Consider the following 25,997-nt stretch of genomic DNA (forward strand, 5'->3'; position numbering starts at 1 on the left):
GCTAATTAGTGCGTCATCACTAAGTTTGCAGCTCTTTTCTCATTCGCTAAAGCTATTTTCAAAAACATAGCATTTAAGTTCTATTTAAGCTCCGCAAGCAGCATTGTTTGAGAAAGAGCCTTAATGATGATTGGCATGATCAATGGTTTGTTTAAGAATGCTTTTAACATGTTCGTCATCACAGCTATAATATACAGTCGTTCCTTCTTTTCTGAATTTAACGAGTCGAAGGTTTTTTAGAAAACGCAACTGATGTGAGACTGTTGATTGAAGGAGAGATAAACGCTCAGCTATGTCGTTGACGGAATGCTCGCCTTGAAACAAGAGATGTAAAATTCTTAAACGTGTCGGGTCAGATAAAGCTTTAAATGTTTGAGAAACGATAAACAATGTCTCCTCATCCATTACCTGATATTCTTTCTTATCCAAAAAATCAGCCTCCTTTATTAAAGATTATACTTCTCTTAAGCTAAAATAAAAATCGTGGGGTCCTATATATCCCACGATTTTTATATTTTACTCATTAAGTGTAAAGCATCTATTTTAGGTGTGCTATAGTGAATGATGGCAGGGATGTTATCCCTAGTAGAAAGTTAGCAAAAGACAAGTATATAAAACCAAGAATGTTGACAGAAGAGGAGATAGGATTTGAATGAACATAAATGCGGTTTTTTTTGATTTAGATGATACTTTACATGACCATCACGCTCCTTTCGCAAGGTCCGTTGTCCCTTTATTATCTAGTTCCAACAACAATCAAATAGATACGGAGGACGTGTACAAGACCTTCCGATTTTACAGTGATGTTTTATGGAAAGAGTATGACAGTGGGGAAATTCCACTGTACCAATTGAGAATCGAACGCATTGTCAGGACCTTAAAAGACTATGGCATTGAGGTATTAGAAGAAAAGGCGATTCAATTTCAGCAAAGCTACGAACAGGAATTAAAGCTCTTAACATTGTTTCCCGAAGTACCAATGCTTCTTAAAGAATTAACAAAACTAGGGATTGAGATTGGCCTGATTACGAACGGTCCTACAGAGCATCAACGGTTGAAAATTCAGCAATTAGGCTTGGACGAGCATTTTTCGGAGAACCGCATTTTCATCTCAGATCAGGTTGGAAAGGCAAAACCTAATCCATACATATTTGAGGTAGCGGCACGAGAGATAAACCTCCCGCCTGAGGAACTTCTCTATGTGGGAGACTCATGGGAAAATGATGTGGTAGGACCGATGATGGCAGGTTGGAAGGCCGTTTGGTTCAATCATCGAGGAAAACAACCGCTAACAGAACATAAGCCTGTCACCGAAATTAAGGCATTGTCTACTATCTTAACGCTTGTGAAGGGAGACAAATAATCCTCTCTTTAAAGGTTTTTACGGGAAGCACAGAAAGCATAGTAAAAAGTATGGAAGGAGGGACAGGGGTGTACGAATTAAAAACAAAAGAAACAGATAACAGTGTGATTGGGTTTATCGAAAAGGTAGGCAGCCCCAAAAAACGTGAAGAAGCATACAAATTATTAGGCCTTTTTACGAAAACCTCAGGCTATGAAGCAAAAATGTGGGGGCCAAGTATCATTGGTTTTGGCTCATACCATTATAAATACGCTTCTGGTCATGAAGGGGATGCGCCGCTAGTAGGCTTTTCTCCTCGTAAAGGAAAAATTAGTTTGTATTTTGCAACAGGGGATACAGAAAGAGAAGAACTGTTAAAGGAGCTTGGGAAACATACATCTGGGAAGGCTTGTGTGTACATTAACAAAATTGCCGACATTGATGTTGAGGTTTTGAAAAAGTTGATTAAGCAATCGATAAAATTCTTGAGGGAAACCTATCCAGAGCAGTAAATGATCTTGCCTAGCATAATTTTCATAAGAAAAAATCACTGATGTTCACCATTAATTAAATTTTGCTTTATTAGAGATTAAGGGAGTATGCGTCGCTCAGTACGCTTACTCCCCTTTTCATTTGAATATAGATCATCATTCCTACGATGAATAATAAAACTTAACTTCCACCTTAGCCTCGATTTCGATATTTCCTGGTTGCACAGGGGTTGATTGAGCATGAGCGATTCCTACTTCGGAGAATGTTTGAAAGGGCATCGGAGGTGGAGGCACGGTTAGTTCGGTAATTTGTGCAGGAATCGGATCAAGGGATAACCGCATGGTCTGCGCAATGACTTGGGCTTTTGTTCGTGCATTCTCTAATGCCTTTTGTAAGGTATGTTGATAGTATGCATCGATGTGTTTAACCGTGAACTGGATATTTAATATCCTATTCGCTCCGTTCCGGACGGCCATATCAATGACTACACCGGTTTGTTCGATATTTTCAATCGTAAGTGAGAGCATATGTGTAATTTGATATCCTTTAAATTGTTGATTCCCATCGACATAATCGTAAATTGGTAGGATTGTATATTCTGAGGTCTGAATATTAGACGGAGAAATCCCTAATTCGAAAAGAGAGTCGGTAATAAGTTGTATCACCCTTGAACTCTCCTGTTGCGCTACGCTGAGTTCAAGATTACGCACTTCTACTCCTAACTGTACGGTTGACCTATCGGGTTTAATGATAAGCGTGCTTTCCCCATATACCTTCATAAATTTTCCGTTTGAACCATTTGTTTGTCTATTTGGAGGTAAATACGTATTCATCGCAACTGCCCCCTTTCATTTTATGAAAATGATGTACTTTACATTTCATGATAATTGCTTTTCTTTTATGTTAAATTCTTTCAGTGTACGAAAAACCATCTATTTTTTAATGGTGTTTTTTTTGTCGTCCTTTGGAGACCAGCTAGAGGATAGTCTAGTTATCTATAGGAATTTTAAGGAAACGAAGAGTGAGGTAGTCTCTTAGGCTTATTTGCTGTAATACTCTGAAAATAGAGCAAATATCGAAGTTTAACAATTATGTAAACTTTGTAATAATTAGAAAGGAAGGGGGAGAAACATATGAAAAAAGGATTTTTATCATTTGTTATGTTCGTACTTACTACTCTTATCATAACAGCATGTGGTAGTAGCGAAGAATCTTCGGGTGAACAATCTGATGGTTCAACAGGAGGCTCAGAAAAAGGAACCGTTTATACAGTTGCTACGGATAGTAATTTTGTCCCTTTTGAGTTTCAGAATCCTGATACAGGAGAAATGGAAGGATTCGATATAGAGTTAATTCAGGCACTAGCTGACGAATCAGGAGTTGAAATTGAATTTGAAACACTGGAGTTCAGTGGGTTAATCGCAGGAATGGAAACGGGTCGATTTGAAATTGGAATTGCTGGAATTACCATCACGGACGAACGAAAAGAAAAAATTGACTTCTCTGATCCGTATTACGATGCAGGTCTAATCACGGTCGTTGAGGCTGATAATAAAGAGATAGCAGCAATGAATGATCTATCAGGGAAAAAGGTTGCAACAAGAACGGGTTCAACTAGCTATGATTATTTAACAGAGAATTATCCAGATGCAGAAGTGGTTCCTTTTGAAGGAATTGTGGAGGCGTATATGGAGCTACGTAGCGGCCGAATTGATGCGGTCGTCTATGACTCTCCGAATGCACTATATTACGTAAATGAAAAAGCTGAAGGCAGTCTAAAAGTAGTGGGAGACATTGCCGAAGCTCAGCAATATGGTATTGCCTTTAAGCAAGGATCAGAGCTCGTTTCTCCATTTAATGAAGCTCTTGAGAAGTTTAAAGAAGATGGAACATATGACGACATTTACGAAAAATGGTTCGGTGAACGCCCATATGGAACGGAGAACTAAACAACTCTGATTAAAAAAAGTGTAGCAAGTACTGCTTGTTACACTTTTTTTAGACTGAGATTACTATATTACTATAAAAGAAGGTGAGAATATGGAAGCTTTTTTAAACTCAGATTATATAAAACCCATGCCTTTCCTGCTAGAAGGACTTGTCTACACATTGCTTATTACCTTTGCAGGATTATTCTTTGGGTTTATTATCGGAGCCATTACCGGTTTTGGTCGATTATCTAAAAACAAATTCATCTATGGACTTTCTTCAGTCTATGTGGAAATCATCAGAGGGACCCCTTTATTAGCTCAAATTCTCTTTATCTATTTCGGACTATCTCAGTTATTGGATATTAATATGCACAAACTGGTTGCAGCCATCTTAGCCATTGCTCTTAATGCGGGAGCCTATATTGCTGAAATCGTTCGGGGTGCAGTGCATTCAGTTGATAAAGGACAGATGGAAGCAGGAAGGTCAATCGGCTTAACGAAAACGCAAACGATGCGTTATATTATCTGGCCACAAGCATTTAAACGAATGATTCCACCACTGGGCAATCAATTTGTTATTAGCTTAAAAGATACCTCGCTATTTTCAGCTATCGCAGTAGGGGAAATGGTGTATCAAGCGAAAACCTACTATGCTTCAACTTTTACCCCTTTCGAAACTCTGACGATGGTTTGCTTACTTTATCTACTGATTACAATTCCGACATCTCTTTATTTGAGACGGATTGAAAGGAAGCTGGATGTCTAATGATACAAGTAAAAGATTTGCATAAATCCTTTGGGAAATTAGAGGTATTAAAAGGAATTAACGCCAACATAAAGGAGAAGGAAGTTGTATGTGTCATTGGTCCTTCTGGTTCAGGGAAAAGTACGTTTTTACGTTGTTTGAACTTATTAGAAGAAGTGACAAGTGGTGAAGTGATCATAGATGGTGAGAATTTAACCGACCCTAAAATTGATATCAACTCGATTCGTTCACGAGTGGGTATGGTCTTTCAGCATTTTAACCTTTTTCCACATATGACGGTTCTTGATAATATCACACTGGGACCACGTAAAATTAAAAAGATGAGCCAAAGTGAGGCAGAAGCTGCCGCTTTGCCTTTATTAGAGAAGGTTGGTTTATCAGATAAAGCATCCGTATACCCAGATAGCTTGTCTGGTGGACAAAAGCAAAGGGTCGCCATTGCTAGAGCACTGGCAATGGAGCCGAAAGTGATGTTATTTGATGAACCGACTTCTGCACTCGACCCTGAATTGGTTGGCGATGTGCTACAGGTCATGCAAGATCTAGCTAGAGAAGGTATGACCATGGTCGTCGTGACTCATGAAATGGGTTTTGCAAAAGAAGTCGGAAATCGGGTACTGTTTATGGATGAAGGCATCGTCATGGAAGAAGGTTCACCAGGACAAATCTTTGATAACCCGCAGAATACCCGAACACAATCATTTTTAAGTAAGGTCTTGTAATTACTATTGAATATTTTCCAAGCATTTCTGGAGAAGTTGTTCCGGAAATGCTTTTTATTTGCTAAAAAGTTGAGTAAATCTGAGAGTTTAAACCCATGTTCACGATTTTGCGATTACTTTATGGACATTCAGCAACAATTCATCAAGTCGTCTCCTTTGTGTTTCATTTTTCCTTATAATTTTTTTAGGGAGGAGACAGTATATGAAATCAAAACAATACTATTATCGGCAACTCAGACGCAGACCAATAACCTTTCTAAGACAAGGGGTGAAAATAGCCTTCTTGTTATTTTCTCTCTATGTAGGGTTGCAGTTTTATCAGTTTTATCTCCATTTTGTATCAGCGACCCCAATGCCTTATGTTGAAAGGCCAGGCGCTGTCGAGGGTTTTTTACCAATCAGTGCTCTTATGGGATTTAAAGTTTGGGTAACGACAGGAGAATTTGATCTAATCCATCCTGCGGGACTTGTCTTATTTACTTTTTTTGTGGGATCGGGATTCCTTTTCCGCCGTGCTTTTTGCAGTTGGATTTGTCCGGCGGGGACTGTCAGTGAGTGGGCAGGCATGTTAGGGAAAAAGGTATTTAAGAGAAATTTTGAACTTCCAAAATGGCTTGTGTGGCTCTTATTTCCAATAAAGTATTTGCTCTTGGCATTCTTTTTATATATGGTTATTACAATGCCAGTCGACGCTGTAATCGGTTTTTTAGTTTCCCCGTATAACATCATTTCCGATGTAAAGATGCTACAATACTTTTTAAACATAAGTGGAGTCACACTTATTGTGATTACCGTCGTGGCAATTCTATCTCTTTTCTATAAAAATTTCTGGTGCAGGTTTTTATGTCCTTATGGAGCCTTGGTGGGGCTCGGCTCATTATTCGGCATCACACGAATTAAACGAAATGAAGATACCTGTAGTAGTTGCAACCAATGTACACGTGCATGTCCACAAGGGATTAAAGTAGCCGAAAAGAAATCAGTGCTTACACCAGAATGTTCTGCTTGTATGCAATGTATCGAGGCTTGTCCTCTAAAGGATACTCTTACTGTTAAGGTTGGTCCAAAGAAAGTGAATAAATGGGTAATCCCTGTCGGCTTTTTCATTTTATTCACCATCGTTGTTGTGACAGCAAAGCTAACAGGTCATTGGAACACCGTTCTTACATATGATCATTTTAAAGAGCTAATTCCCTGGGCTGACCAGATTCATTAAGAATTGAGGTGAATTAGAATCAAAAGAGCAAAAGGCAAGAGAAAAAAACTCAGAACTAATTCTGAGTTTTTTTTATGAAACCATATTTATAAACGGTAATAATCAGTTTGAGAAGGGGACATATCTATTTAGCCTTTGTTAAAATACTGTGAAACATCTGCTGCTTTTACATTTGTGAAAACATTGATCACAAATAACAACACACTTAGAACCAAAACATTAGGGAAAATCATTAACAGAAACATTAAAGATGTATTCCCTAAAAGAACAAAACATAATCCTAGCATAAATAATGGAAGTGAAATGTTATAAAGCCAGAAGTGGAGCTTTGCCAATACCGATTCTCCCGCTCTCGGGAATAGAACATAAATAATGCCGAATAGACCCATAGAAGCCCAACCAACTAGATTAATATGAGCATGTGCTCCACCTAGTCGTTGATCTCCGATGATTTCCATCGTAAGACCCATTCCCACACCTATTAAGAAATACAAGGCTGCCATTTTGAGAAAAAGGACCCCAACCCTCAAGGGTAACACCTCCTATAAAGTTTAAGCCTTTACAATTTTATTGGCCGTTATAGGTAAATATAACCATGTCGCTTGAATTTTGTTATGATAAGGAGACTATGTAATCAATCGGATTGAAAGTGGTTAGTTGAGGTGATAAGGATGTGGAAAATGGGACGAGGAAAAGAGACTAAATTAAAACATGTACCTAATCTTCTTACTAGTACAGATATAAATCACTATTTAGAGTTCTATGGAATTCATACGGAGGAGATTGAGCACGATTATGAATTTTTAAAGTACGGGGAGGAGAAAATCTTTATTCAATCGTTCACCCCATCAACACCAATAGGGATGGTAATTGTTGTTCATGGTTATTTGGACCACAGCGGGTCCATGAAGAACCTAATAAATGATTTGTTACATAAGCAATACCTAGTCATAACTTATGATTTGCAGGGACATGGATTGTCTAGTGGGGCTAGAGCAGAGATAATAGATTTTCATGATTATGTAGAGGTTTTTCATGAAGTAAACCAATGGGCAAAAAGGAAGACGGCATTACCCGTTCATGTTGTGGCCCACAGTACAGGCGGAGCGATTATTATTGACTATTTATTAAGGAAACAAGCTACATTTCAAAAGGTGATACTAGTTTCACCACTGATTCGTTCCCATCAATGGTATCTTTCAAAGTTGGGTATTAGGCTGATTAAGCCCTTTGTGTACCAATTGACCCGTGTGTTTAAAAGGAATTCCTCAGATTCTACCTATTTAGATTTTGTTAAACAAGACCCTCTTCAACATCATAAATTACCTATCGTTTGGTTTGAAGCACTAAGGACATGGAATAAGAAAGTAAAAGACTACAAAAAGTGCTATGAGGAAGTTCTCGTCATTCAAGGCGATCGAGACCGAACTGTGGACTGGAACTATAATCTGACTTTTATACAAAAGAAATTCCCTAACTGCCAAGTCCGTCTCATTCATGGGGGAGACCACCAACTCCTGAATGAGCATCCCCGCTTGCTTAATAAAACGTTATTTTATATTCATCAGGGATTGAAAGAATAATGGATTAAAAACGGATGCTCTCCTTTTCAAGGGAGCTGGCTTCTTCTATTCGAATTGTGAAGAGAAAATATACTATAATGATGGTATGAATACTAAATGTTGTGAGGTTGAAATAGATGAGTAGCACGATTTCAGATATTGCCAAAATTGCAGGAGTTGCAAAGAGTACCGTATCTCGATTTTTAAATGGAGGCTCTGTAGGGGAAGCCACTAGAAAGAAAATTGAAGAGGCGATCAGGGAAACCGGTTATGCTCCTAACCCATTTGCCCAAAGCCTAAAAGCAAAGAAAACAAATATCATTGGCACGATTGTTCCGAGGCTTGACTCCTACGCTTCTTCGCAAACGTTAATCGGCATTGATGAGCAATTAAAGAAAATGAATTATCAGATGCTTATCTCCAATACAAGCCAAAGTTTGGATCGCGAAATTGAGAGTATATATAGCTTTGCCAATCAAAAAATGGCGGGAATTATTCTTTTGGCTACTGAAATTACAGACAGACATATCCAAGCTTTTGAGTCAGTTCAGATTCCTGTCCTCCTTATTGGACAAGAGCATGAGGAATTTTATAGTCTTATTCATGACGATTATCATGCTGGTTATGCAATGGGGAGGTATGTTCTAGAGAAAGGCTATCGGAACATTGCTTATTTAGGGGTAACTGAAAAGGATATTGCGGTAGGAGTGAAACGGAAACAAGGATTTAAACAGGCAATCCTGGAGGGGCCAGAATGCCAGGTTAACTACTATGAGACGGAGTTTAATATCCCTGCTGCGCAAGCTAGTGCTAGTAAAATTATCGAGGAATCAAAACCGTCCATTTTCGTCTGTGCTACAGATAATATCGCCCTTGGTGTTCTTAAGGCATCCTATTCAGAGGGGCTGGCAATCCCAAAGGATTTAGCGATTACAGGGTTTGGCGGCTATGAGGTCACAGAAATCATTCATCCTAGCTTAACGACAGCAAAGTTTTTTTACAAAGAGGCAGGACAAACAGCTGCCAGGCATATTGTTGACCTCGTAAATGAACGGCCTGTAGAAAAATTAACCATTTCAAAATATGAAATTATCGAGAGAGAAAGCGTTGACACCAGAAAGAATCATGTTCTATAATACAATCAACGAAACCGGTTCCATTCAAGAGAACCAATCCAAAGGTTTAAACAATGAAATCGGTTTCTCGTTAAATTAATATATTTTTTTAGATAAAATTGGAACCGGTTCCTGTCATAAGGGTTTTATTTTTTAGTCATTAACGGAACCGGTTCCTCTCTAAGCAAATAGGAGGGGAAATAAGATGGATCATAAAAAAATAGCACAGGAAGTATTAGAAGCAATTGGTGGTCAAGAGAACCTATCGGCTGCAGCTCATTGTGCAACACGATTACGTCTTGTTTTAAATGACGAATCGGTCGTTGACCAAGCGAAGCTTGATCAAATGGATGAAGTAAAAGGGACCTTTTCAACTGGTGGTCAATTTCAAATTATTTTAGGGTCAGGTACGGTAAATGAAGTTTATAAGCACTTGGCAAAGTTATCTGGACAAACGGAAATGTCGACGAGTGATGTAAAAGAAGCGGCAACGAAGAAACTGAACCCGATTCAACAATTCGTTAAAATGCTGTCAGACATCTTTGTGCCGATTATTCCAGCCATTGTAGCTGGTGGTTTGTTAATGGGAATCAATAACATCCTAACAGCACCGGACCTTTTTATTGAAGGACAATCATTAGTGGACGCAAACCCAGAAATGGCTGATTTAGCAGCGCTCATTAATACATTTGCAAATGCTGCCTTTGTCTTTTTACCGATTTTAATCGGCTTTTCGGCAACAAAGCGATTTGGGGGAAATCCATTCCTTGGAGCGACTCTTGGAATGTTAATGGTTCACCCTGATTTGTTAAATGGATATAACTATGGAGCGGCTTTACTTGATAATGAAGTTCCTGTGTGGAATCTATTTGGCTTGGAAATTGAAAAGGTTGGCTATCAGGGTACGGTATTACCTGTTCTTGCCTCCTCATATATTTTAGCGAAAACAGAAACCTTCTTACGTAAGTTTGTTCCGTCTGCTTTAGATAATTTATTAACGCCTTTATTTTCGATTTTTATTACTGGTATTTTGACCTTTACATTAGTAGGACCACTAACCCGCTCAGCTGGGAACTTATTAACAGATGGAATCGTTTGGATGTATGACACTACTGGTGCGATTGGCGGTATTGTTTTCGGTCTGTTTTATGCACCAATCGTCATTACCGGAATGCATCATAGTTTCATTGCCGTAGAAACACAATTATTAGCAGATGTTGTAAAAACAGGTGGTTCCTTTATTTTCGTTATTGCAGCGATGTCAAATATCGCGCAGGGAGCGGCGACACTTGCCGTGTTAAAAACAACGAAAAATGCCAAAATCAAAGGGACAGCTTCAGCGGCGGGAATCTCTGCGTTGTTAGGGATTACCGAACCAGCTCTGTTTGGGGTTAACCTGAAATTACGGTATCCATTTATCGGTGCCCTTATTGGTGCAGGAGTCTCCTCAGGCTTTGTTACCTTGTTCCAGGTAAAAGCAACGGCCTTAGGTGCTGCTGGTCTCCCAGGTATCATTTCCATTCGTCCTGATACAATTGTATCTTACATCATCGGAATGGCGATTTCGTTTGCAGTAGCCTTTGGGGTCACAATCATTTTAGCGAAAAGAGATGCTAAAAAAACAGCTACACAGCGTTCTGAACAAGCAGCATAAGGAAAAACTGTTTTCGTAAGGATTGTTGTTAAAATTGTAAAAATCTTAGTGCCGATTTTTACTACTTAAAGCCGATTTTAACGTAGGAACAGCTATTTTGAATGTTAAAAAGTAAACTTGCAAGCTCTTTTCTCATAATTGTTGGCTGGTTCTAGTATAAAGGTTGTCATAACAATTAGTTTTCATTTTCAACAGCAACAAAGTTAGAGAAAAGAGCCTAATGAAAAAAGAATGATTAGGAGAATCCCATGATTCTCCTTTCTTCATTATTAGGAGTGAAACAGCATGGAATGGACAAAAGAACAACGATATAGAAAAATGGATGATGTAACAAAAGAAGAAATTCAAGCTCTAGCCAACATCGTGAATCAGTGTCCATGGCGACAGTCTTTTCATATTCAACCAGTAACAGGGCTATTAAACGATCCAAATGGTTTTGCTTATTTTAACGGAGAATATCATCTGTTTTATCAATGGTTTCCGCTCGGTCCTGTTCATGGATTGAAGCATTGGTATCATACGAAATCAACGAACCTTGTAAATTGGGAAAACGTCGGAATGGCGATTGAGCCATCAAATGAGTTTGACAGTCATGGTGCTTACTCAGGTAGTGCCCTTGAGCATGAGGGGAAGCTTTACCTTTTATATACAGGAAACACCCGTGACCAGAACTGGAATCGCCATCCGTATCAATGCTTGGCGGTTATGAATCAAAACGGGGATATTATTAAGATGGATAATCCTGTAATTGGTGATGTTCCAAGTGGATATACCGATCATTTTCGCGATCCGAAGATTTGGAAACAAGAAGATGAGTTTTATACAGTAATTGGTGCGCAAAGAGAAAATGAAACAGGGTGTGTGGTTTTATATCGTTCAGATAATCTAGTAGATTGGCAGTTTGTTGGAGAAATGAAAACTGACCTAGAGAATTTTGGGTATATGTGGGAGTGCCCCGATTATTTTGAGATGGATGAACAAGGGGTTCTGATTTTTTCTCCCCAAGGTCTAGAGGCTGAAGGGGATGCTTATCAGAATATTTATCAGTCTGGTTATGTAATTGGCCAACCGATAGATATAGAGACGAAAGAACTTACTCATGGGCATTTTTTAGAACTTGATAGAGGATTTGACTTTTATGCACCACAAACAACAATGGATGCTAAAGGTCGTCGAATTTTAGTAGGGTGGATGGGTTTACCAGAAATTGATTATCCTACTGATAAAAATGGCTGGGCGCATTGTTTGACTCTTCCGAGGGAATTATCCATTAAAGACGGGAAGTTAATTCAACAACCAGTTGATGAATTAAAATTGCTTCGCAGTGAAAGAATGGAAGCAGAAAAAATAGTAAGGAATGAAGCTATCACCCTTGAAGACTTTGAAAGTGAGACATTTGAAATGATTGCAGAATTCTCCGCAAGTACTGCGAAAGAATTTGGTCTCGAGCTCCGAGTAGGGGAAAATGAAAAGACCGTCATCAAGTATGATGCTGTTGAGAAAAAAGTGGTTTTTGACCGGACTCATTCAGGGCAACCGTTCGCAGAGAAATTCGGTACTGTTCGAAAATGTAAGTTGGATGCTAAGACAGTATCATTCCGAATTTTTGTTGATACCTCTTCCATAGAAGTGTTTGTCAATGACGGGGAAGAAGTGTTTACAGGGAGAATCTTTCCAGATAAAAACAGCCAAGGCATCCGCTTATTTGCCAATCAAGGTCAAACGAGTGTAAAAGTGGTTAAATGGGAGATAGCTGGTTAAACGATAGTAATATTTTAATGGGGTGACAGACAGAATGGGAAATCTTTTTTCAATCGGTGAAGTATTAATTGATTTTATTCCCCTTCAAAAAGGGGTTGCATTAAAGGACGTTACAGCTTTTGAAAGAGCTCCTGGTGGAGCACCTGCGAATGTAGCAGCAGCGGTTGCTAAGTATGGTCAAGAGGCAGAAATGATTTCTAAGTTAGGAACAGATGCCTTTGGTGATTTCTTGGTAGATCAACTTGCGAAGGCAGGAGTAAACACAAATAAAATTCTTCGTACAGATGAAGCGAATACGGCCTTAGCCTTTGTTTCTCTACAGGAAAATGGCGAGCGCGATTTTTCATTTTATCGAAATCCATCTGCTGATATGCTCTTAAGTGAGGATGAAATTGATCCACAATGGTTTAGTGCGGGTGATATTCTCCATTTTTGCTCGGTAGATTTAGTGGAGAGCCCCATGAAGCATGCACATAAGAAAGCAATTACAGCTGTATCAAACGCGGGTGGTTTGGTCAGCTTCGATCCAAATGTCCGGCTCCCGCTTTGGAAAAGCCAGGAAGAATGCCGACATGCCATTCTTGAGTTTTTACCGTTCGCTGATATTGTAAAGGTCTCTGATGAGGAGCTTGAATTCATTACGGGAATAGAAGATGTGGAGAAGGCGCTACAATCCTTGTTCATTGGAAATGTTAAAGTGGTAGTTTTTACCAAGGGTGCTTCAGGTGCAGATCTGGTTTTCAAAGCAAACCAATATACATCAAACGGATATTCAGTTGAGGTTAAGGACACAACTGGGGCTGGGGATGCTTTTATTGGAGGGCTATTATTTAAGCTATTAGAAATGAGTGCCAACCCATCAAACGTAGAAGAACTGCTTCGTTTAAATCATGAGGAGGTTCTCCGCTTTGCAAACGCTAGTGGGGCTCTGACCACAACCGGAAAGGGTGCCATCTCGGCTCTGCCAACAAAAGAAGAAATTGAGCTGTTAATCGCTCAGAATGGATAATAGATTCTACAAGCATAAGGAGCCTTAGCCCTATTTTTAAGAAGGGCTAAGGCTCTTTTTGAGGTGCAAAAAGCAAAAATCAGGGCGATCATTTTGAAGCATGCCATGCTCTTATCACTATTCCTACTTGCCTTTTTGACTGTTAAGAATAATAGAGGGAAAAATTCCGCTTAATGAGTAAATAGCATTGAAAATGGCCTAAATAAGCGGAGAAATTCCCGCTATTCATTCGAAAAAAGTGAAAATGGAGGATTTTTATTTGCATAAGGGGAAAATCTCCCTTTATATCGACCGAAATGCGCTCCATTCTGCAAATAAGGGGAAAACCTCCCCTTATATCGACCAAAACGCGCTCCAATTTTGCAGTAACGAAAAAACCCTAAGAAAAGGTATCTGTAATAAAATTTCACATCATCGCCAATGGCGAGCATACCTATAAAACCCTCAAAAAAATCGCATGGAGCGGAAATCCACAACCAAGTTTAATAAAGCAACATATTAATACTGGTTATCCTCCTGTCCAGTATTAATAAGTCGCACTTCAACCCACTTCCGTACACTATTAATAAACCAAATCCTTTTACTCTTATGCAAATCTCCAAGCGTTAATGTTCGCTCCTGAATTTCTCCATTTTTTATCAGCATATCACGGTAGGTACCAGATAGTAATCCACTTTCAATCGGCGGAGTCCAATAACAATCGTCCATCTCCAAGACAACATTTCCATTAATAAACTCTGTTAACTCTCCATCCTCGTTCCACAAAAGAGCATCAAAAACTTCAGCTGGTTTCTTTCCTTGAAAATACGAATAGATCTCTCGGTTTGTTGTCTTATGATAAAGAAAGGGATTATTTTTATCGACAGGTTCATCAGCAAGCATAACCGTTAGCGATTCCTCAAACTGTGAAAGAGGATGAGCATCTAGTGTTATCTTCCCATCCTTTGCGACTAAAAGTCGAACCTTTACTTTATCACCTGATGTAGAAGCAGCAAGTTCTGCAAGGTCCTTTTCTACTCTTTCTCGACTGTATTGATACCCAAAGTAGGTAGCTGTATTTTCGAGACGTTGAAGATGTTCTTCAAGCAAGAAGTATTGCCCCTCATGTAATAAAAGGCTTTCGAGCAACTGAAACTCCGGTCTATTTGCTGTTAGTAGGCTTGCCTTTGCTAGGACCTCATGATATTCTCCTTCACTTGTTGAATCCCATGTGACACCACCACCAACACCATACGTTGCTTTCCCGGTTTCCTGTTCAATCAAGACGGTCCGGATGGGAACATTAAAAATGGCCTCCTTATTTGGAGTGATATACCCTATCGCTCCACAGTAAACTTCCCGCGGCGCGGTTTCTAAATCAGCAATAATCTCCATTGTGCTAATCTTTGGTGCTCCTGTAATAGACCCACAAGGAAAAAGAGCTTTGAAAATGTCGCTGAGTTGGGTGTTTTCCGGTACTTTTCCTTTGATTGTTGAAGTCATTTGGTGAACGGTTGGGTATTGTTCAATCTCAAATAGTTTTTCAACCTTGACAGAACCAGTTTCAGCAATCATCCCTAAATCATTTCGAAGCAGGTCGACAATCATCACATTTTCAGCGCGATCTTTGTCAGAATGGTAGAGCCAGTTGGCATTTAGCTTATCCTCTTCCGTGGAGTTTCCTCTTTTAATGGTTCCTTTCATTGGCCGGGTGGTAAGTTCTGTTCCTTTTAATCTAAAAAATAACTCAGGTGATGCGGATAAAATACTATGCTCGCCAGTATGAACATAGGAACAATAATTAGAGGATTGTGCGCGTTTTAAGGTTTCAAAATAAGCGATATCATCGCCTTGAAACTGCGAACACATCCTCAGGGTATAATTAGTCTGATAAGTATCGCCAATTTCGATAGAGTGTTTTATAGATTGAATGACAGAATCAAACTCGCATCTATTTACTGATGGGGCCCATTCTGATAGATGGTATGCTCCAGAGCTGGAGATTGCTTCTTCCTGAGGCTCTGTAAAAATTCCGAACCATAGGAGTGGCATCGTTCCTCCACCTTGCACTTTAAAAGCAGGATCGAATGCTGGAGCACTTTCGTATGATAAAAATCCGGCTGCATAGTATCCTTTTTGGATTTCAGCTTGTACTCGTTCTAAATTCGGGAGTACGTCTTCGATTTTATAAGCTTTATATACTTTTAGCGGTTTTTGAAATGTAAGAGGTTTTATTGATCCTTCTGAAGTAGCAAACTCAAACGATAAGAGCGGGTCTCGATGTGTCATCTTTTTTTGAATCTTCCTTTAGCTTTTTTTTGTTTAGGTAAGAAAAAGTTGGCTAACATTTCTACCCCTTTTTCCGTTAGGATGGCCTCGGGGTGGAATTGAACTCCTTCTACCTCCAGTTCCCGATGCCGGATAGACATTACTTCTCCATCCTTCGCCCTTGCGCTGATTTCTAGGCAACTAGGCAAAGATTCTTCATCAACAATCAAGGAATGATACCTTGCTACCTGTAACGGGGTTGGCAGGTCTTGAAATATTCCTCTTTGGTCATGATCAATCATGGTGGTTTTTCCATGCATCGGCTGCAAGGCCTTTTTGACTTTTCCACCAAACGATTGGGCAATAATTTGATGACCGAGGCAAACACCAAGTATTGGAATATGCGGATGAAAGGTTTTTACTATATCTAAGCAAATACCAGCAGCATCAGGATTTCCGGGTCCAGGAGAAAGAAGAATATGAGTAGGTTGCATTTCGTTTATCTCAGCTAACGATATTTGGTTATTTCGTTTCACAATGACGTGTTCACCTAGTTCACGAATGTATTGGACCAGATTGAATGTAAAGGAATCATAGTTGTCTATTAAAAGTATCATGATCAACAATTGCTCCGTCCTAATATTTTCTCTTTGTTTAAGGAGTCAAGGCAGCTAACTACCATGCGCTTACAAGCATTCTAGCATAAAAACTTAATCCATTTACCATCATATCAGATGAATTTCTATTAAATTGTAATATTTTAATCGGGTTTTCTAAATAGAAAGTAGTAAAATATAGGAGAGATGAAAGAATGGAATTTATTAGTGAATTCTATTTATGTGAAACACTTCACAATAAATTAAAATATTTAGAAAAAGAGGCGCATTGTTTATGGCTTACAGGAATTCAGAAACAAACATCGAAAAAATTGTAGAAACAGGTGTGAACAAAACCACGTATCCATTATTGAAAATTATGATATTGGGTTTTCAAGCAGGAGCATTTATTGCTTTAGGTTATTTACTCTCCATTAGGGTGACGGCTGTATTACCCGAAAGCTTAGAAGGATTAAGTAGTTTAGTCGGGGCCTCTGTGTTCCCAATTGGACTAATTCTCACGTTATTGGTTGGAGGAGAATTATTAACAGGAAATATGATGGCTGTTCCGTTTGCTAGGCTTGCCAACAGAGTCCAGCTCGGCAAGGTTTTTTCAAACTGGACTTTGGTAGCAATTAGTAACTTTATGGGAGCTATTTTTATCGCCTACTTTTTCGGACATATCGTTGGTCTAACAGAAACGCCCCCTTATATGGCAGAGACTGTTTCCATTGCCGAACATAAATTAGAAGCAACGTTTTTACAGGCATTTATTTCAGGAATCGGTTGTAATTGGTTAGTTGCGGCAGCTGTTTGGCTTTGCTATTCCTCAGACGACTTAATCGGAAAAATGGTTGGAATTTGGTTTCCAACGATGGCATTCGTCGCCTTAGGATTCCAGCACGTTGTGGCGAATATGTTTGTGATTCCAGCAGCTATATTCGCAGGGCACTTTACTTGGTTGGAGTATATTGGGAACTTTTTCCCTGTCCTCCTAGGGAATGCGGTAGGAGGTTCTGTGTTTATCGCAGGAGCATATTGGCATGCATATAAGAAAAACGGCAATCCCATTAAAAAGAAACAGACTGTACCCAGCTATCCTCAGCCGCTTGCAAAAACAGGCGAACAATAAGGGAAATGTTGGTGCTTTCAAAGATTATTTAGTCTCCCTTCTCAATGGTAACCTTTTCCGGTTATATCTCATACTGTGTTAAAGATGTTTAACCAAGGGAGGCGAAACCATTGATTGAACAGCCATATAGGGAGATTTTGGCCAATTGGTGTGAAGAGATTGAAGATACTTTTAAAACAGCTTTAGAACAGCTAACCCACAGAATTGACGAACCTGTGTTAGCAGATTGGGAAAATAAACTGGTTTCATTAATGAATGAAGTGAACACAGAAGAAAGTCTCGTAGATGAAGCGACATTATATGAACAGGCCACAAGTTTACATGAAGAGTTTCAATTCTTGCTTCAAGAAACAGAAATAGAAACAGATTTGGTCCGTCAGGATACAGAAGCTTTAAAGCCAGTCCCACTAGGAGGACACAGATTACCTCCGCTTCCGTATGCCTATCATGCATTAGAGCCAGTCATCGCTGAGGAAATTATGCGGTTGCACCATTCGAAGCATCATCAAAGTTATGTAGATGGATTGAATAAGGCTGAAAATGAAATGAAAAAAGCTCGAGAAAAAGGAGACTTTAGTCTCATAAAGCATTGGGAACGTGAGGCTGCTTTTCACGGATCTGGTCATTACTTACACACTATTTTTTGGAACGTCATGAGTCCGAATGGCGGCGGCAAACCATCAGGACAATTAATGAATGCGATAAACAACACTTTTGGAAGCTTCAATCAGTTTAAAAACCATTTTACAGAAGCCGCCAAAAATGTTGAAGCGGTTGGCTGGGCGATTCTCGTATGGGCTCCACGATCACAACGATTGGAGATTTTAACCGCTGAAAAACACCAAAATTTAACCCAATGGGATACGATTCCTTTGCTTGTACTTGATGTATGGGAGCATGCTTACTATCTTCAATACAAAAACGAGCGGGCTAAGTATGTGGAAAATTGGTGGAATGTTGTCAATTGGAGCGAGGTAGAAAATCGTTATAATAAAGCTAGCAAGCTTTCTTGGAAGTCATATTAGGAGTTTTTTGCTGGCAAACACCGTCCCCAAAGAAATTCTTTGGGGGATTTTTTTGGAGTTTACATTATGAAATACTAGTTCAAAAAAATACTTTGTCTACTTTTTTGTCTTCTTCCATTATGGAGAATTTGTAATTTGGCAATCATGACTAATAGATCGTTTTATAAATAAACTTATGATTTTCCAATGTTAGTTATTTTTATATAGGAGGTAATGATGGCTTTCTTTCAAACGTTAGGTAAAGGGATGGTGTATATAGCAGGCTCTCTGATTGGAGGGGGAGTAAAGCTAGCAGGTAAATCGATGAAGTCTGACTGGATAGAGGGTGTCGGGGACGGGATAACCAAAGGCTCCAAAATGGCTTTCGGTACAGCGGGTCAAAGTATCGATAGAGGTGTTGAAAGTGCATATGAGGTTTTTTCAAACGAGGAGACAGTCAAATTAGAGGGCAAGGACGATTTGAAGAGTTCTGCTTTTCATGCAATTAAACAGCCAAATGATACTGTTTCTTTTAAACAAGTAGGTGTTTCATTTGGAGGAGGGGTGAAGGAGAAAGGGAAAGCAGGCTTTGTCGCTATTATGGCTGTAGGGAGCATCAACCCCTTAAAGGAAACAGAAAGCAATAGTGTTGAGGAGAAACAGCCGCCGCCCAATGAAGAATTAACAAGTCAAAATAAGGTCCCTTTTGTGGAAAAGACAATTGAATTACCAATCGGAGAAGTGACTGGCACATTTCCCGTATTTGACGTTGGTTTTGAAGTACAGCTCCCTGAAAGCTTATATCTGCAATCTGACCTTGTTCATTTTTCATATGCAAATGTAGTGTTGTATAACACTATAAAAGCCAATCCAGACCTTATCGATGAGTTAGGCTTAGATACCGAGGATATCGAGGAATTACTAAAAGGCAATACTCCAGACGGTTACGCATGGCACCACCATGAAGAACCGGGAAAGTTGCAGCTAGTAGATGAAGATTATCATCAACATAATGGCCATACCGGTGGTAGGGAGTTATGGGGTGGAGGATTTGAGAATAGATAGAAGTAATCTTAAATGGAGATAAGTCTGTTATACATAATAAACCTCTCGTTGCACAAATTAAACATATGTTCGGGAGGTGTTTTTGTGGGATCAAAAGACTTTAACCAAATTTTTAATGAGTATAAGCAACAAGGGGAAGAACAAGCCTCTGTGGAGTCAGGAATAGAAAGCAATTACGGAAAAGAAAAGATTGTCGCTGTTCGGAAAAATGATGATGGAGATATCATCGCCTTTAAAACTGAGAACGGGCAAGAGCTGGACTATATTACAGCACTTGAGCAAGCTAAAGCAGGGATGCTGGCACATGTTGATGTCTTTCATAAGTATGGGAGAGATATCATCCGCAGTGAGCCGGACGGCATAAAAGAAAACAACCTAGATGAACTTCCATCCTTTTAGAATATGGATAAAAAGAAAAAAGCGTCAGGACTCTAACGAGTTTCTAACGCTTTTTTCTCGTCCGTTATTCGTTTGTAAGTAGTTCAGCAGCATAGGAAAAGATGTTTGCCGCTTCATTTCCGAATGGATCTAGTTCTTGTGAATGGAGAACATTCCCATCCTTATCCAAAACCGCAAAACCACGAAGTGATTTAGGCGCATTCGGATCCACTAATTCCACTTTTCTAATTAGCTCTAATTTATCATCAGATACAAGTGGATAGTCTAAATTTAATTGCTTCTTTAAGTTTGTATGATCTCTTTCAGTTGAAACGCTCACAGCATATATGTTTCCAGGAAATTCACTAAAGAGTGCTTTACTATTTTGCAGCTCGACCAGCTGCGATTTACAATAGTCTCATTCCACTCCTGTAAAGAAAAACACTAACGCAGGTTGTTCCATATTTTCGAACTGTACTTCAGTTCCTTGATCATCATGCAGTGTTAGCGGACCGTCATTCGAACATCCAATGATAAATGCCCCAACCAATAGCAGCATCAAGAATAAAAATGATTTTTTCATAGCCTACCTCCTTAGTTGTTCCATTCAAGTATAAAGGCTTGTCGATGATTATGTTTGTGTGAGTTGTGAAAAATTTGTTTCAATCCCAATCTTAAACTTAAAATGGCTCTTTTATACCAATGATATCTACTCCAGTACTCACTATCCGTGGTACTCTCTCACCCTTTTAATAAATAGAGGCGTGTTTATTATGTATGAGCTAGCAAAATGTCTGCAAACTAGATGGTCGTAGTCAACATAAGAGAGACGGGAATAATATTCGAGTTGTAAACAAAGGGTAAAAGAGACATCTTATTAATCCTTAGAATCATGATGATTGTGTCACTTTAAGTTGGTAATAGGAGGGTAGATCCATGAGTGTAAACAAAGATTCAGTAGAGAAAATCATCCAAGCAGTAGGTGGGAAAGAAAATATTTCAGCTGCTACCCACTGCGTTACACGCTTACGTTTTGCATTAAAGGATGAAGGCAAGGTTGATAAAGAAGCATTGGAAAATGTGGATTTAGTAAAAGGGTCTTTCTCTACAAATGGACAATTCCAAGTAGTCATCGGACAAGGAACCGTCGATAAAGTATATAAAGAAATGGTTGCCATCACAGGTATTGGCGAGTCATCCAAACAACAGATAAAGGATGAGGCTGCGAAAAACTTGAATCCATTGCAGCGTGCAATTAAAACACTAGCAGATATTTTCATCCCAATCTTACCTGCGATTGTTACAGCGGGTTTACTGATGGGGATTAACAATATCCTCACAGGCCCAGGGATTTTCTTTGAGGAAGCAATCGTGGATGTTTATCCACAATGGGCTGATGTTGCCAGCATCATTAACCTGATTGCAAATACCGCCTTTACTTTCTTACCTGGATTAATTGGATGGTCTGCAGTGAATCGGTTTGGTGGCAGCCCTTTACTCGGAATTGTTCTAGGTTTAATGCTAGTTCACCCTGATTTATTAAATGCATGGGGGTATGGAGCTACCGACGAAATTCCTACTTGGAATCTTTTTGGGTTGGAGATTCAAAAGGTGGGGTATCAGGGTCAAGTTTTACCCGTCTTAATCGCGTCCTATGTTTTGGCTAGGATAGAGCAAGCATTAAGGAATAAAATTCCTGATGCTTTCCAGCTTTTACTTGTGGCACCTATTGCTCTCTTGGTCACAGGATTTATCTCCTTTATTGCAATAGGTCCAATAACCTTTGCAATTGGTAATGGAATTACCAACGCAGTTGTAGGAATCTTTAATGTAGCTCCATTGCTTGGTGGATTAATATATGGTGGCCTTTATGCACCACTTGTTATTACCGGAATGCACCATACATTCTTGGCTGTTGACCTTCAACTTATCGGGAGTACGGGTGGGACCTTCTTATGGCCTATGGTCGCTCTTTCCAATATAGCGCAAGGTACAGCAGCATTAGCGATGTTCTTTGTGCTTAAAGATGAAAAGTTAAAAAGTTTAAGTGCGACTTCAGCCGTTTCAGCTTATCTTGGTATTACAGAGCCAGCTATGTTTGGGGTCAATTTAAGATTCCGTTTTGCTTTTATCTCAGCGATTATTGGTTCAGCTTTAGCTGGTGCATTTATCGCAATGGCCGGCGTACAAGCTCCATCAATTGGAGTCGGTGGACTCCCTGCCTTTTTATCGATTTTTCCTAAGAACTGGGGATCCTTCTTCATCGGGATGGCGATTGTCATCATCGTTCCTTTTATCCTAACGTTCATACTTGGTAAAACACGTAAAACACAATAAAACAAGATGAAGAATATGGGAGCCTGCCGGTTTAGGTAGGCTCCTTTCACATAAAATAGTAAGGATTTTATGTGAAAGCCTATTGTTGGTTATTATAAAGGACGCACGAGGAAAGCGAAGTGCCCGGAGCAGAAATCAACAGCCACGTATAACATAGCTAAAGGATACTTGGAGGAAGATTAGGAGTTGAGATGGATGAATCAAACTTGGTGGAAACAAAGTGTGGTCTATCAAATTTACCCGAGAAGTTTCATGGACAGCAATGGGGATGGTATCGGTGACTTGCAAGGAATCATTTCAAAACTTGATTATATAAAAAACTTAGGAATCAATGTTATTTGGTTATCGCCAGTATACAAATCTCCCAATGATGACAATGGATACGATATTAGTGATTATCAGGATATTATGGACGAGTTTGGGACCATGAAGGATTGGGAAGAGCTACTGGCAAAGATCCATAAACGCGGGATGAAACTGATCATGGATTTGGTTATCAATCATAGCTCTGATGAACATTCGTGGTTTGTTGAGGCTAGGAAATCGAAGGATAATCCGTATCGAGATTATTATATTTGGAGGCCCGCCAAGGATGACCGCGAACCAACAAATTGGTATTCGAACTTTGGAGGTTCTGCATGGGAATATGATGCAACAACAAATGAATATTATTTGCATTTATTCTCTAAAAAACAGCCAGACTTAAATTGGAGAAATCCAAAGCTTCGCCAAGAAGTGTATGAGATGATGAAATGGTGGTTAGACAAAGGGATTGATGGTTTTAGAATGGACGTGATTAATTTTATTTCTAAACCTGAAATCCTGCAGGATGGGGAACCTAAACCAGGGAAGAAGTATGCCTCAGGAAGTAAGTTTTATCGAAACGGCCCCAATATTCACGACTATTTACAAGAAATGAATCATCAAGTGCTCTCTGCTTACGATGTCATGACAGTAGGGGAAATGCCAGGTGTTACTCCAGAGCTCGCCCGCCTTTACACGGAAGAATCGCGGAAAGAACTAAATATGGTGTTTCAGTTTGAACATATGGGGTTAGACAATGGTCCCTATGGAAAGTGGGATTTGAAGCGATTAGATTTACTCGATTTAAAACTAAACCTAACAAAGTGGCAAAAAGCACTTGAAGATAAGGGGTGGAACAGTCTTTATTTTAATAATCACGATCAACCACGGTCTGTGTCGCGCTTTGGCAATGATAAGGAATATCGTGTTGAATCGGCCAAAATGCTCGCAACCCTCCTTCATATGATGAAGGGAACTCCTTATGTTTATCAAGGCGAAGAAATAGGGATGACCAATATTCAATTTGAGTCGATAAACGACTACCGTGATATCGAAATACACAATTTTTATCGTGAGCAAAAAGAGGAAGGAATTCCGGAAGAAAAAATCATGGAAAGCATCTATGTAAAAGGGCGAGATAACTCGAGGACTCCCATGCAATGGAATTCCAGTACGAATGCCGGGTTTTCGACAGGAACACCTTGGATGAAAGTGAATCCGAATTATACCGAAATAAACGCGGAGCAGGAACTGACCAAACAAAATTCGATTTATCATTATTATTGCAAGCTCATTCAACTCCGAAAAGACCATGAAATCATTGTCTACGGAGGGTATGACCTATTGAATGAAGACCATCCGGAAATATTTTCATACAAGCGAACCTTGAGAAATCAAACCTTGCTTGTTATTTGTAACTTCTACGAAAATGAGCCTGTCTTTAAATTGCCTGACTCAATTCAATACAAGTCAGCCAATTTGTTGATTAGTAATTATGAACGTGGCGAAGTCTCCCTAGGAGAACAAATAAATTTGCTACCATATGAAGCGCGGGTTTATTTGCTATTTGGAGAGTAATTTGCAATTGCTACTAACAAAAGCTAAAAAGCCGTTCCAACAATTGTGGAACGGCTTTTTAAACGCTTTTTTGCGGAGGGGATTCTTCTATTAAACCCTCTTGGAGTGTAAATTGCTTTTCTTTTGGAAGTTTAAATAAAAGAACATTTTGCTTGACAATTCTGGTTATATTAAGAATGTTCAATTAGGATAAAAGTACTATACATCAGGAAAAAAGGAGAACAAGAGAATGCGAAGTTGTATCCTCTCCTTCTGGAGTATCCTGGACCCTATTTATTATTATTGTTCACGTCTTACTTATTTACCTTGTAAAAATAATATCTTAAGGGTTAGGTTAACTCGATATAAGGGGAAAAATATCTTACTGTCGGACGGAACGCCTATCAATCGGAATGATTTACTCGTCAAAATCCATCTTCACAACGTCAAACTGTTAAAGGAATTGAAGGATATTAAAAGTGAACTTCGGAGGGGGAAAAGGATATATCAATTGGTCCAAAGGTCGTTACCTGACCTTGAGACCTTTATCATGAATCATTACCATGCGAACGAAATTAAAGGAATAATTGGAATTACGATGTTAAATAAAGGATGTTCTCGATTGGGTTTTGAGGTTGTAACCATATCTCACCCTATTTACAAGTGGTTTAAGTGGATGGCTTTTTTACCAATTGAACTCCTTTCTAGGCAATCAACTACAAACACAACAACCTTATTGGAGCATAAACCAAGTTATTTATTAATGTCTAAAAGTACTTTATCAAAATTGTACCGACAATAAAGCAAAAAAGCTGCTAAAGATAGCAGCTGATTAGATGGCTTCAAGACCTTGGTTTTTAGCAGTTGTTAAGGCTAATTCATGGATGGTAATTTCAGGGCGACTACCTACTCGAATGTTCACGCCTGTTTGTCCAAGGCCTTCACTAATATAGTAGGGCTTTCCGTCTTGCATATGAAACCCTTTAATCTTGTTCATTCTCGCTAGTTTTCCCATTTTGGCAAGATGGTAAGCCCTCGGGTAACAAATCTGACCCCCGTGAAAATGACCAGAAAGCAAATAATCAAAGTGATAGTTTTGCATATGCAAAACAATATTTGGATCATGAGTTAACACAAGATTCGTTCCTGGTTGGATTTCTTTATAGGAAGAGTCGAGTTGGCTCCGTTTCGTGCTAAAGTCATCAATTCCGATGATGTTTACACGTTGTCCCTTTATGGAAATTGTCTCGTTCTCATTTCGTAATACCTTGCAGTTATACTTTTCAAGTAACCCAATAAGAGTTTCAAGGTGAACCTTTTTTAAGACATAATCATGGTTTCCAAGTACTGCAAAGATTCCATGTTTTGCATCTAGTTTGTTTAGAACCTCCAGATATGGGACGAGTTTCGGGATGGTTCGCTTACGATCGAGAAAGTCTCCAGTGAGAGCGATTAAATCGATTTTTTTATCTTTAAGTTTTTCGTAAAGTTCTTCTGGAGTAATCGAGATATTTTCAAGATGTAAATCAGATAGTTGAAGGATGGATAAGGTTGGATTATAGGCGTTTGAGGGATCTTGATTAATTTTCATTTCATTCAATTTAATATCTTTTGTGTTTTTATAGGCTTTTTTTATCAATGTTAAAATTAGGATAACCATAAATGCAATGAGTACGAATTTCAAAATATCAGCTCCTTCCATAACGAAGATTATACAGGAAAATGAATCATCTTTTTATATGAAATACATGGGTGGGTTTCCATATTATAAAAGTGTGGGGGTATGATACTTTAAATCACAATGTCAG

25 protein-coding genes and 1 pseudogene are annotated in these 25,997 nt (G+C 39.1%); 18 read left to right on the forward strand and 8 right to left on the reverse strand.

The window, feature by feature from the left end:
- Window positions 1–120: 120 nt before the first annotated feature.
- Window positions 121–405 carry an ArsR/SmtB family transcription factor gene (locus LG336_RS10660; protein WP_404333135.1) on the reverse strand — a complete coding sequence of 95 codons (285 nt, stop codon included), beginning with the start codon at window positions 403–405 and terminating at the stop codon, window positions 121–123.
- A gap of 247 nt (window positions 406–652) precedes the next feature.
- Here LG336_RS10660 and LG336_RS10665 point away from each other — a divergent pair, with 247 nt between their 5' ends.
- The gene (locus LG336_RS10665) at window positions 653–1,363 is read left to right on the forward strand and encodes an HAD family hydrolase (protein ID WP_404332528.1); all 711 of its coding nucleotides are present in this window, start codon (window positions 653–655) and stop codon (window positions 1,361–1,363) included.
- 68 nt (window positions 1,364–1,431) lie between these two features.
- On the forward strand, window positions 1,432–1,854 hold the full coding sequence (locus tag LG336_RS10670) for a DUF1801 domain-containing protein (RefSeq protein WP_404332529.1): 423 nt from the start codon (window positions 1,432–1,434) through the stop codon (window positions 1,852–1,854).
- A gap of 141 nt (window positions 1,855–1,995) precedes the next feature.
- Here LG336_RS10670 and LG336_RS10675 read toward each other — a convergent pair whose 3' ends face one another.
- A complete protein-coding gene (locus LG336_RS10675; RefSeq protein WP_404332530.1) occupies window positions 1,996–2,667 on the reverse strand; it encodes an SIMPL domain-containing protein in 672 nt (223 codons plus the stop codon).
- Between the two features lie 300 nt (window positions 2,668–2,967).
- Between LG336_RS10675 and LG336_RS10680 the strand changes: the two genes are divergently transcribed.
- The 4 genes from LG336_RS10680 to LG336_RS10695 all read left to right on the forward strand — a co-directional run bounded on the left by LG336_RS10680 (window position 2,968) and on the right by LG336_RS10695 (window position 6,469).
- Window positions 2,968–3,783 carry a transporter substrate-binding domain-containing protein gene (locus LG336_RS10680; protein ID WP_404332531.1) on the forward strand — a complete coding sequence of 272 codons (816 nt, stop codon included), beginning with the start codon at window positions 2,968–2,970 and terminating at the stop codon, window positions 3,781–3,783.
- A gap of 91 nt (window positions 3,784–3,874) precedes the next feature.
- Window positions 3,875–4,531, forward strand: coding sequence for an amino acid ABC transporter permease (locus tag LG336_RS10685; protein WP_404332532.1), 657 nt, complete (start codon window positions 3,875–3,877; stop codon window positions 4,529–4,531).
- Window positions 4,531–5,253, forward strand: coding sequence for an amino acid ABC transporter ATP-binding protein (locus LG336_RS10690; protein ID WP_404332533.1), 723 nt, complete (start codon window positions 4,531–4,533; stop codon window positions 5,251–5,253). Before LG336_RS10685 ends, LG336_RS10690 begins: the two co-directional genes overlap by 1 nt.
- Window positions 5,254–5,455: 202 nt before the next feature.
- On the forward strand, window positions 5,456–6,469 hold the full coding sequence (locus LG336_RS10695) for a 4Fe-4S binding protein (RefSeq protein WP_404332534.1): 1,014 nt from the start codon (window positions 5,456–5,458) through the stop codon (window positions 6,467–6,469).
- Between the two features lie 128 nt (window positions 6,470–6,597).
- On the opposite strand, the gene LG336_RS10700 is transcribed toward LG336_RS10695, so the two are convergent.
- The gene (locus LG336_RS10700; RefSeq protein ID WP_404332535.1) at window positions 6,598–6,999 is read right to left on the reverse strand and encodes a cytochrome-c oxidase; all 402 of its coding nucleotides are present in this window, start codon (window positions 6,997–6,999) and stop codon (window positions 6,598–6,600) included.
- A 150-nt stretch (window positions 7,000–7,149) separates the two neighbouring features.
- Here LG336_RS10700 and LG336_RS10705 point away from each other — a divergent pair, with 150 nt between their 5' ends.
- The 5 genes from LG336_RS10705 (at window position 7,150) to LG336_RS10725 (ending at window position 13,570) form a co-directional block, all read left to right on the forward strand.
- A complete protein-coding gene (locus LG336_RS10705) occupies window positions 7,150–8,052 on the forward strand; it encodes an alpha/beta hydrolase (protein WP_404332536.1) in 903 nt (300 codons plus the stop codon).
- Window positions 8,053–8,168: 116 nt separating this feature from the next.
- Entirely contained in the window at window positions 8,169–9,167 is a 999-nt protein-coding gene (locus tag LG336_RS10710) for a LacI family DNA-binding transcriptional regulator (RefSeq protein WP_404332537.1), read from the forward strand.
- A 184-nt stretch (window positions 9,168–9,351) separates the two neighbouring features.
- Complete coding sequence (locus LG336_RS10715) at window positions 9,352–10,800, forward strand: sucrose-specific PTS transporter subunit IIBC (protein ID WP_404332538.1); 1,449 nt, start codon at window positions 9,352–9,354, stop codon at window positions 10,798–10,800.
- Window positions 10,801–11,085: 285 nt separating this feature from the next.
- A complete protein-coding gene (locus tag LG336_RS10720; RefSeq protein WP_404332539.1) occupies window positions 11,086–12,561 on the forward strand; it encodes a glycoside hydrolase family 32 protein in 1,476 nt (491 codons plus the stop codon).
- A gap of 34 nt (window positions 12,562–12,595) precedes the next feature.
- Window positions 12,596–13,570: a carbohydrate kinase gene (locus LG336_RS10725; RefSeq protein ID WP_404332540.1), complete on the forward strand. Its 975-nt coding sequence runs from the start codon at window positions 12,596–12,598 to the stop codon at window positions 13,568–13,570.
- Window positions 13,571–14,068: 498 nt separating this feature from the next.
- Here LG336_RS10725 and pabB read toward each other — a convergent pair whose 3' ends face one another.
- The gene (pabB, locus tag LG336_RS10730; protein ID WP_404332541.1) at window positions 14,069–15,838 is read right to left on the reverse strand and encodes an aminodeoxychorismate synthase component I; all 1,770 of its coding nucleotides are present in this window, start codon (window positions 15,836–15,838) and stop codon (window positions 14,069–14,071) included.
- The gene (locus LG336_RS10735; protein WP_404333136.1) at window positions 15,835–16,434 is read right to left on the reverse strand and encodes an anthranilate synthase component II; all 600 of its coding nucleotides are present in this window, start codon (window positions 16,432–16,434) and stop codon (window positions 15,835–15,837) included. Before LG336_RS10735 ends, pabB begins: the two co-directional genes overlap by 4 nt.
- Window positions 16,435–16,708: 274 nt before the next feature.
- On the opposite strand from LG336_RS10735, the gene LG336_RS10740 reads away from it, so the two are divergent.
- From LG336_RS10740 to LG336_RS10755, 4 genes are all read left to right on the forward strand, one after another.
- Entirely contained in the window at window positions 16,709–17,545 is an 837-nt protein-coding gene (locus LG336_RS10740) for a formate/nitrite transporter family protein (RefSeq protein ID WP_404332542.1), read from the forward strand.
- A 110-nt stretch (window positions 17,546–17,655) separates the two neighbouring features.
- On the forward strand, window positions 17,656–18,570 hold the full coding sequence (locus LG336_RS10745; protein ID WP_404332543.1) for a superoxide dismutase: 915 nt from the start codon (window positions 17,656–17,658) through the stop codon (window positions 18,568–18,570).
- Window positions 18,571–18,783: 213 nt separating this feature from the next.
- Entirely contained in the window at window positions 18,784–19,614 is an 831-nt protein-coding gene (locus LG336_RS10750; RefSeq protein ID WP_404332544.1) for an HNH endonuclease, read from the forward strand.
- Window positions 19,615–19,698: 84 nt separating this feature from the next.
- On the forward strand, window positions 19,699–20,013 hold the full coding sequence (locus tag LG336_RS10755) for a DUF3892 domain-containing protein (RefSeq protein ID WP_404332545.1): 315 nt from the start codon (window positions 19,699–19,701) through the stop codon (window positions 20,011–20,013).
- Between the two features lie 64 nt (window positions 20,014–20,077).
- Here LG336_RS10755 and LG336_RS10760 read toward each other — a convergent pair.
- Window positions 20,078–20,395 (reverse strand): annotated as a pseudogene (locus tag LG336_RS10760) (redoxin domain-containing protein); the annotation flags it as partial.
- A 15-nt stretch (window positions 20,396–20,410) separates the two neighbouring features.
- On the reverse strand, window positions 20,411–20,575 hold the full coding sequence (locus LG336_RS10765) for a hypothetical protein (RefSeq protein WP_404332546.1): 165 nt from the start codon (window positions 20,573–20,575) through the stop codon (window positions 20,411–20,413).
- Window positions 20,576–20,928: 353 nt separating this feature from the next.
- Between LG336_RS10765 and treP the strand changes: the two genes are divergently transcribed.
- The 3 genes from treP to LG336_RS10780 all read left to right on the forward strand — a co-directional run bounded on the left by treP (window position 20,929) and on the right by LG336_RS10780 (window position 24,991).
- The gene (gene treP, locus LG336_RS10770; protein ID WP_404332547.1) at window positions 20,929–22,329 is read left to right on the forward strand and encodes a PTS system trehalose-specific EIIBC component; all 1,401 of its coding nucleotides are present in this window, start codon (window positions 20,929–20,931) and stop codon (window positions 22,327–22,329) included.
- Window positions 22,330–22,524: 195 nt separating this feature from the next.
- Window positions 22,525–24,210 carry an alpha-glucosidase gene (locus tag LG336_RS10775; RefSeq protein ID WP_404332548.1) on the forward strand — a complete coding sequence of 562 codons (1,686 nt, stop codon included), beginning with the start codon at window positions 22,525–22,527 and terminating at the stop codon, window positions 24,208–24,210.
- Window positions 24,211–24,439: 229 nt separating this feature from the next.
- Window positions 24,440–24,991 carry a YkoP family protein gene (locus LG336_RS10780; RefSeq protein ID WP_404332549.1) on the forward strand — a complete coding sequence of 184 codons (552 nt, stop codon included), beginning with the start codon at window positions 24,440–24,442 and terminating at the stop codon, window positions 24,989–24,991.
- 30 nt (window positions 24,992–25,021) lie between these two features.
- On the opposite strand, the gene LG336_RS10785 is transcribed toward LG336_RS10780, so the two are convergent.
- A complete protein-coding gene (locus tag LG336_RS10785; protein WP_404332550.1) occupies window positions 25,022–25,873 on the reverse strand; it encodes a metallophosphoesterase in 852 nt (283 codons plus the stop codon).
- Window positions 25,874–25,997 lie beyond the last annotated feature (124 nt).

The organism is Mesobacillus maritimus, assembly GCF_044803185.1.
GTDB classification, from domain to species: Bacteria; Bacillota; Bacilli; order Bacillales; family Cytobacillaceae; genus Mesobacillus_B; species Mesobacillus_B maritimus_B.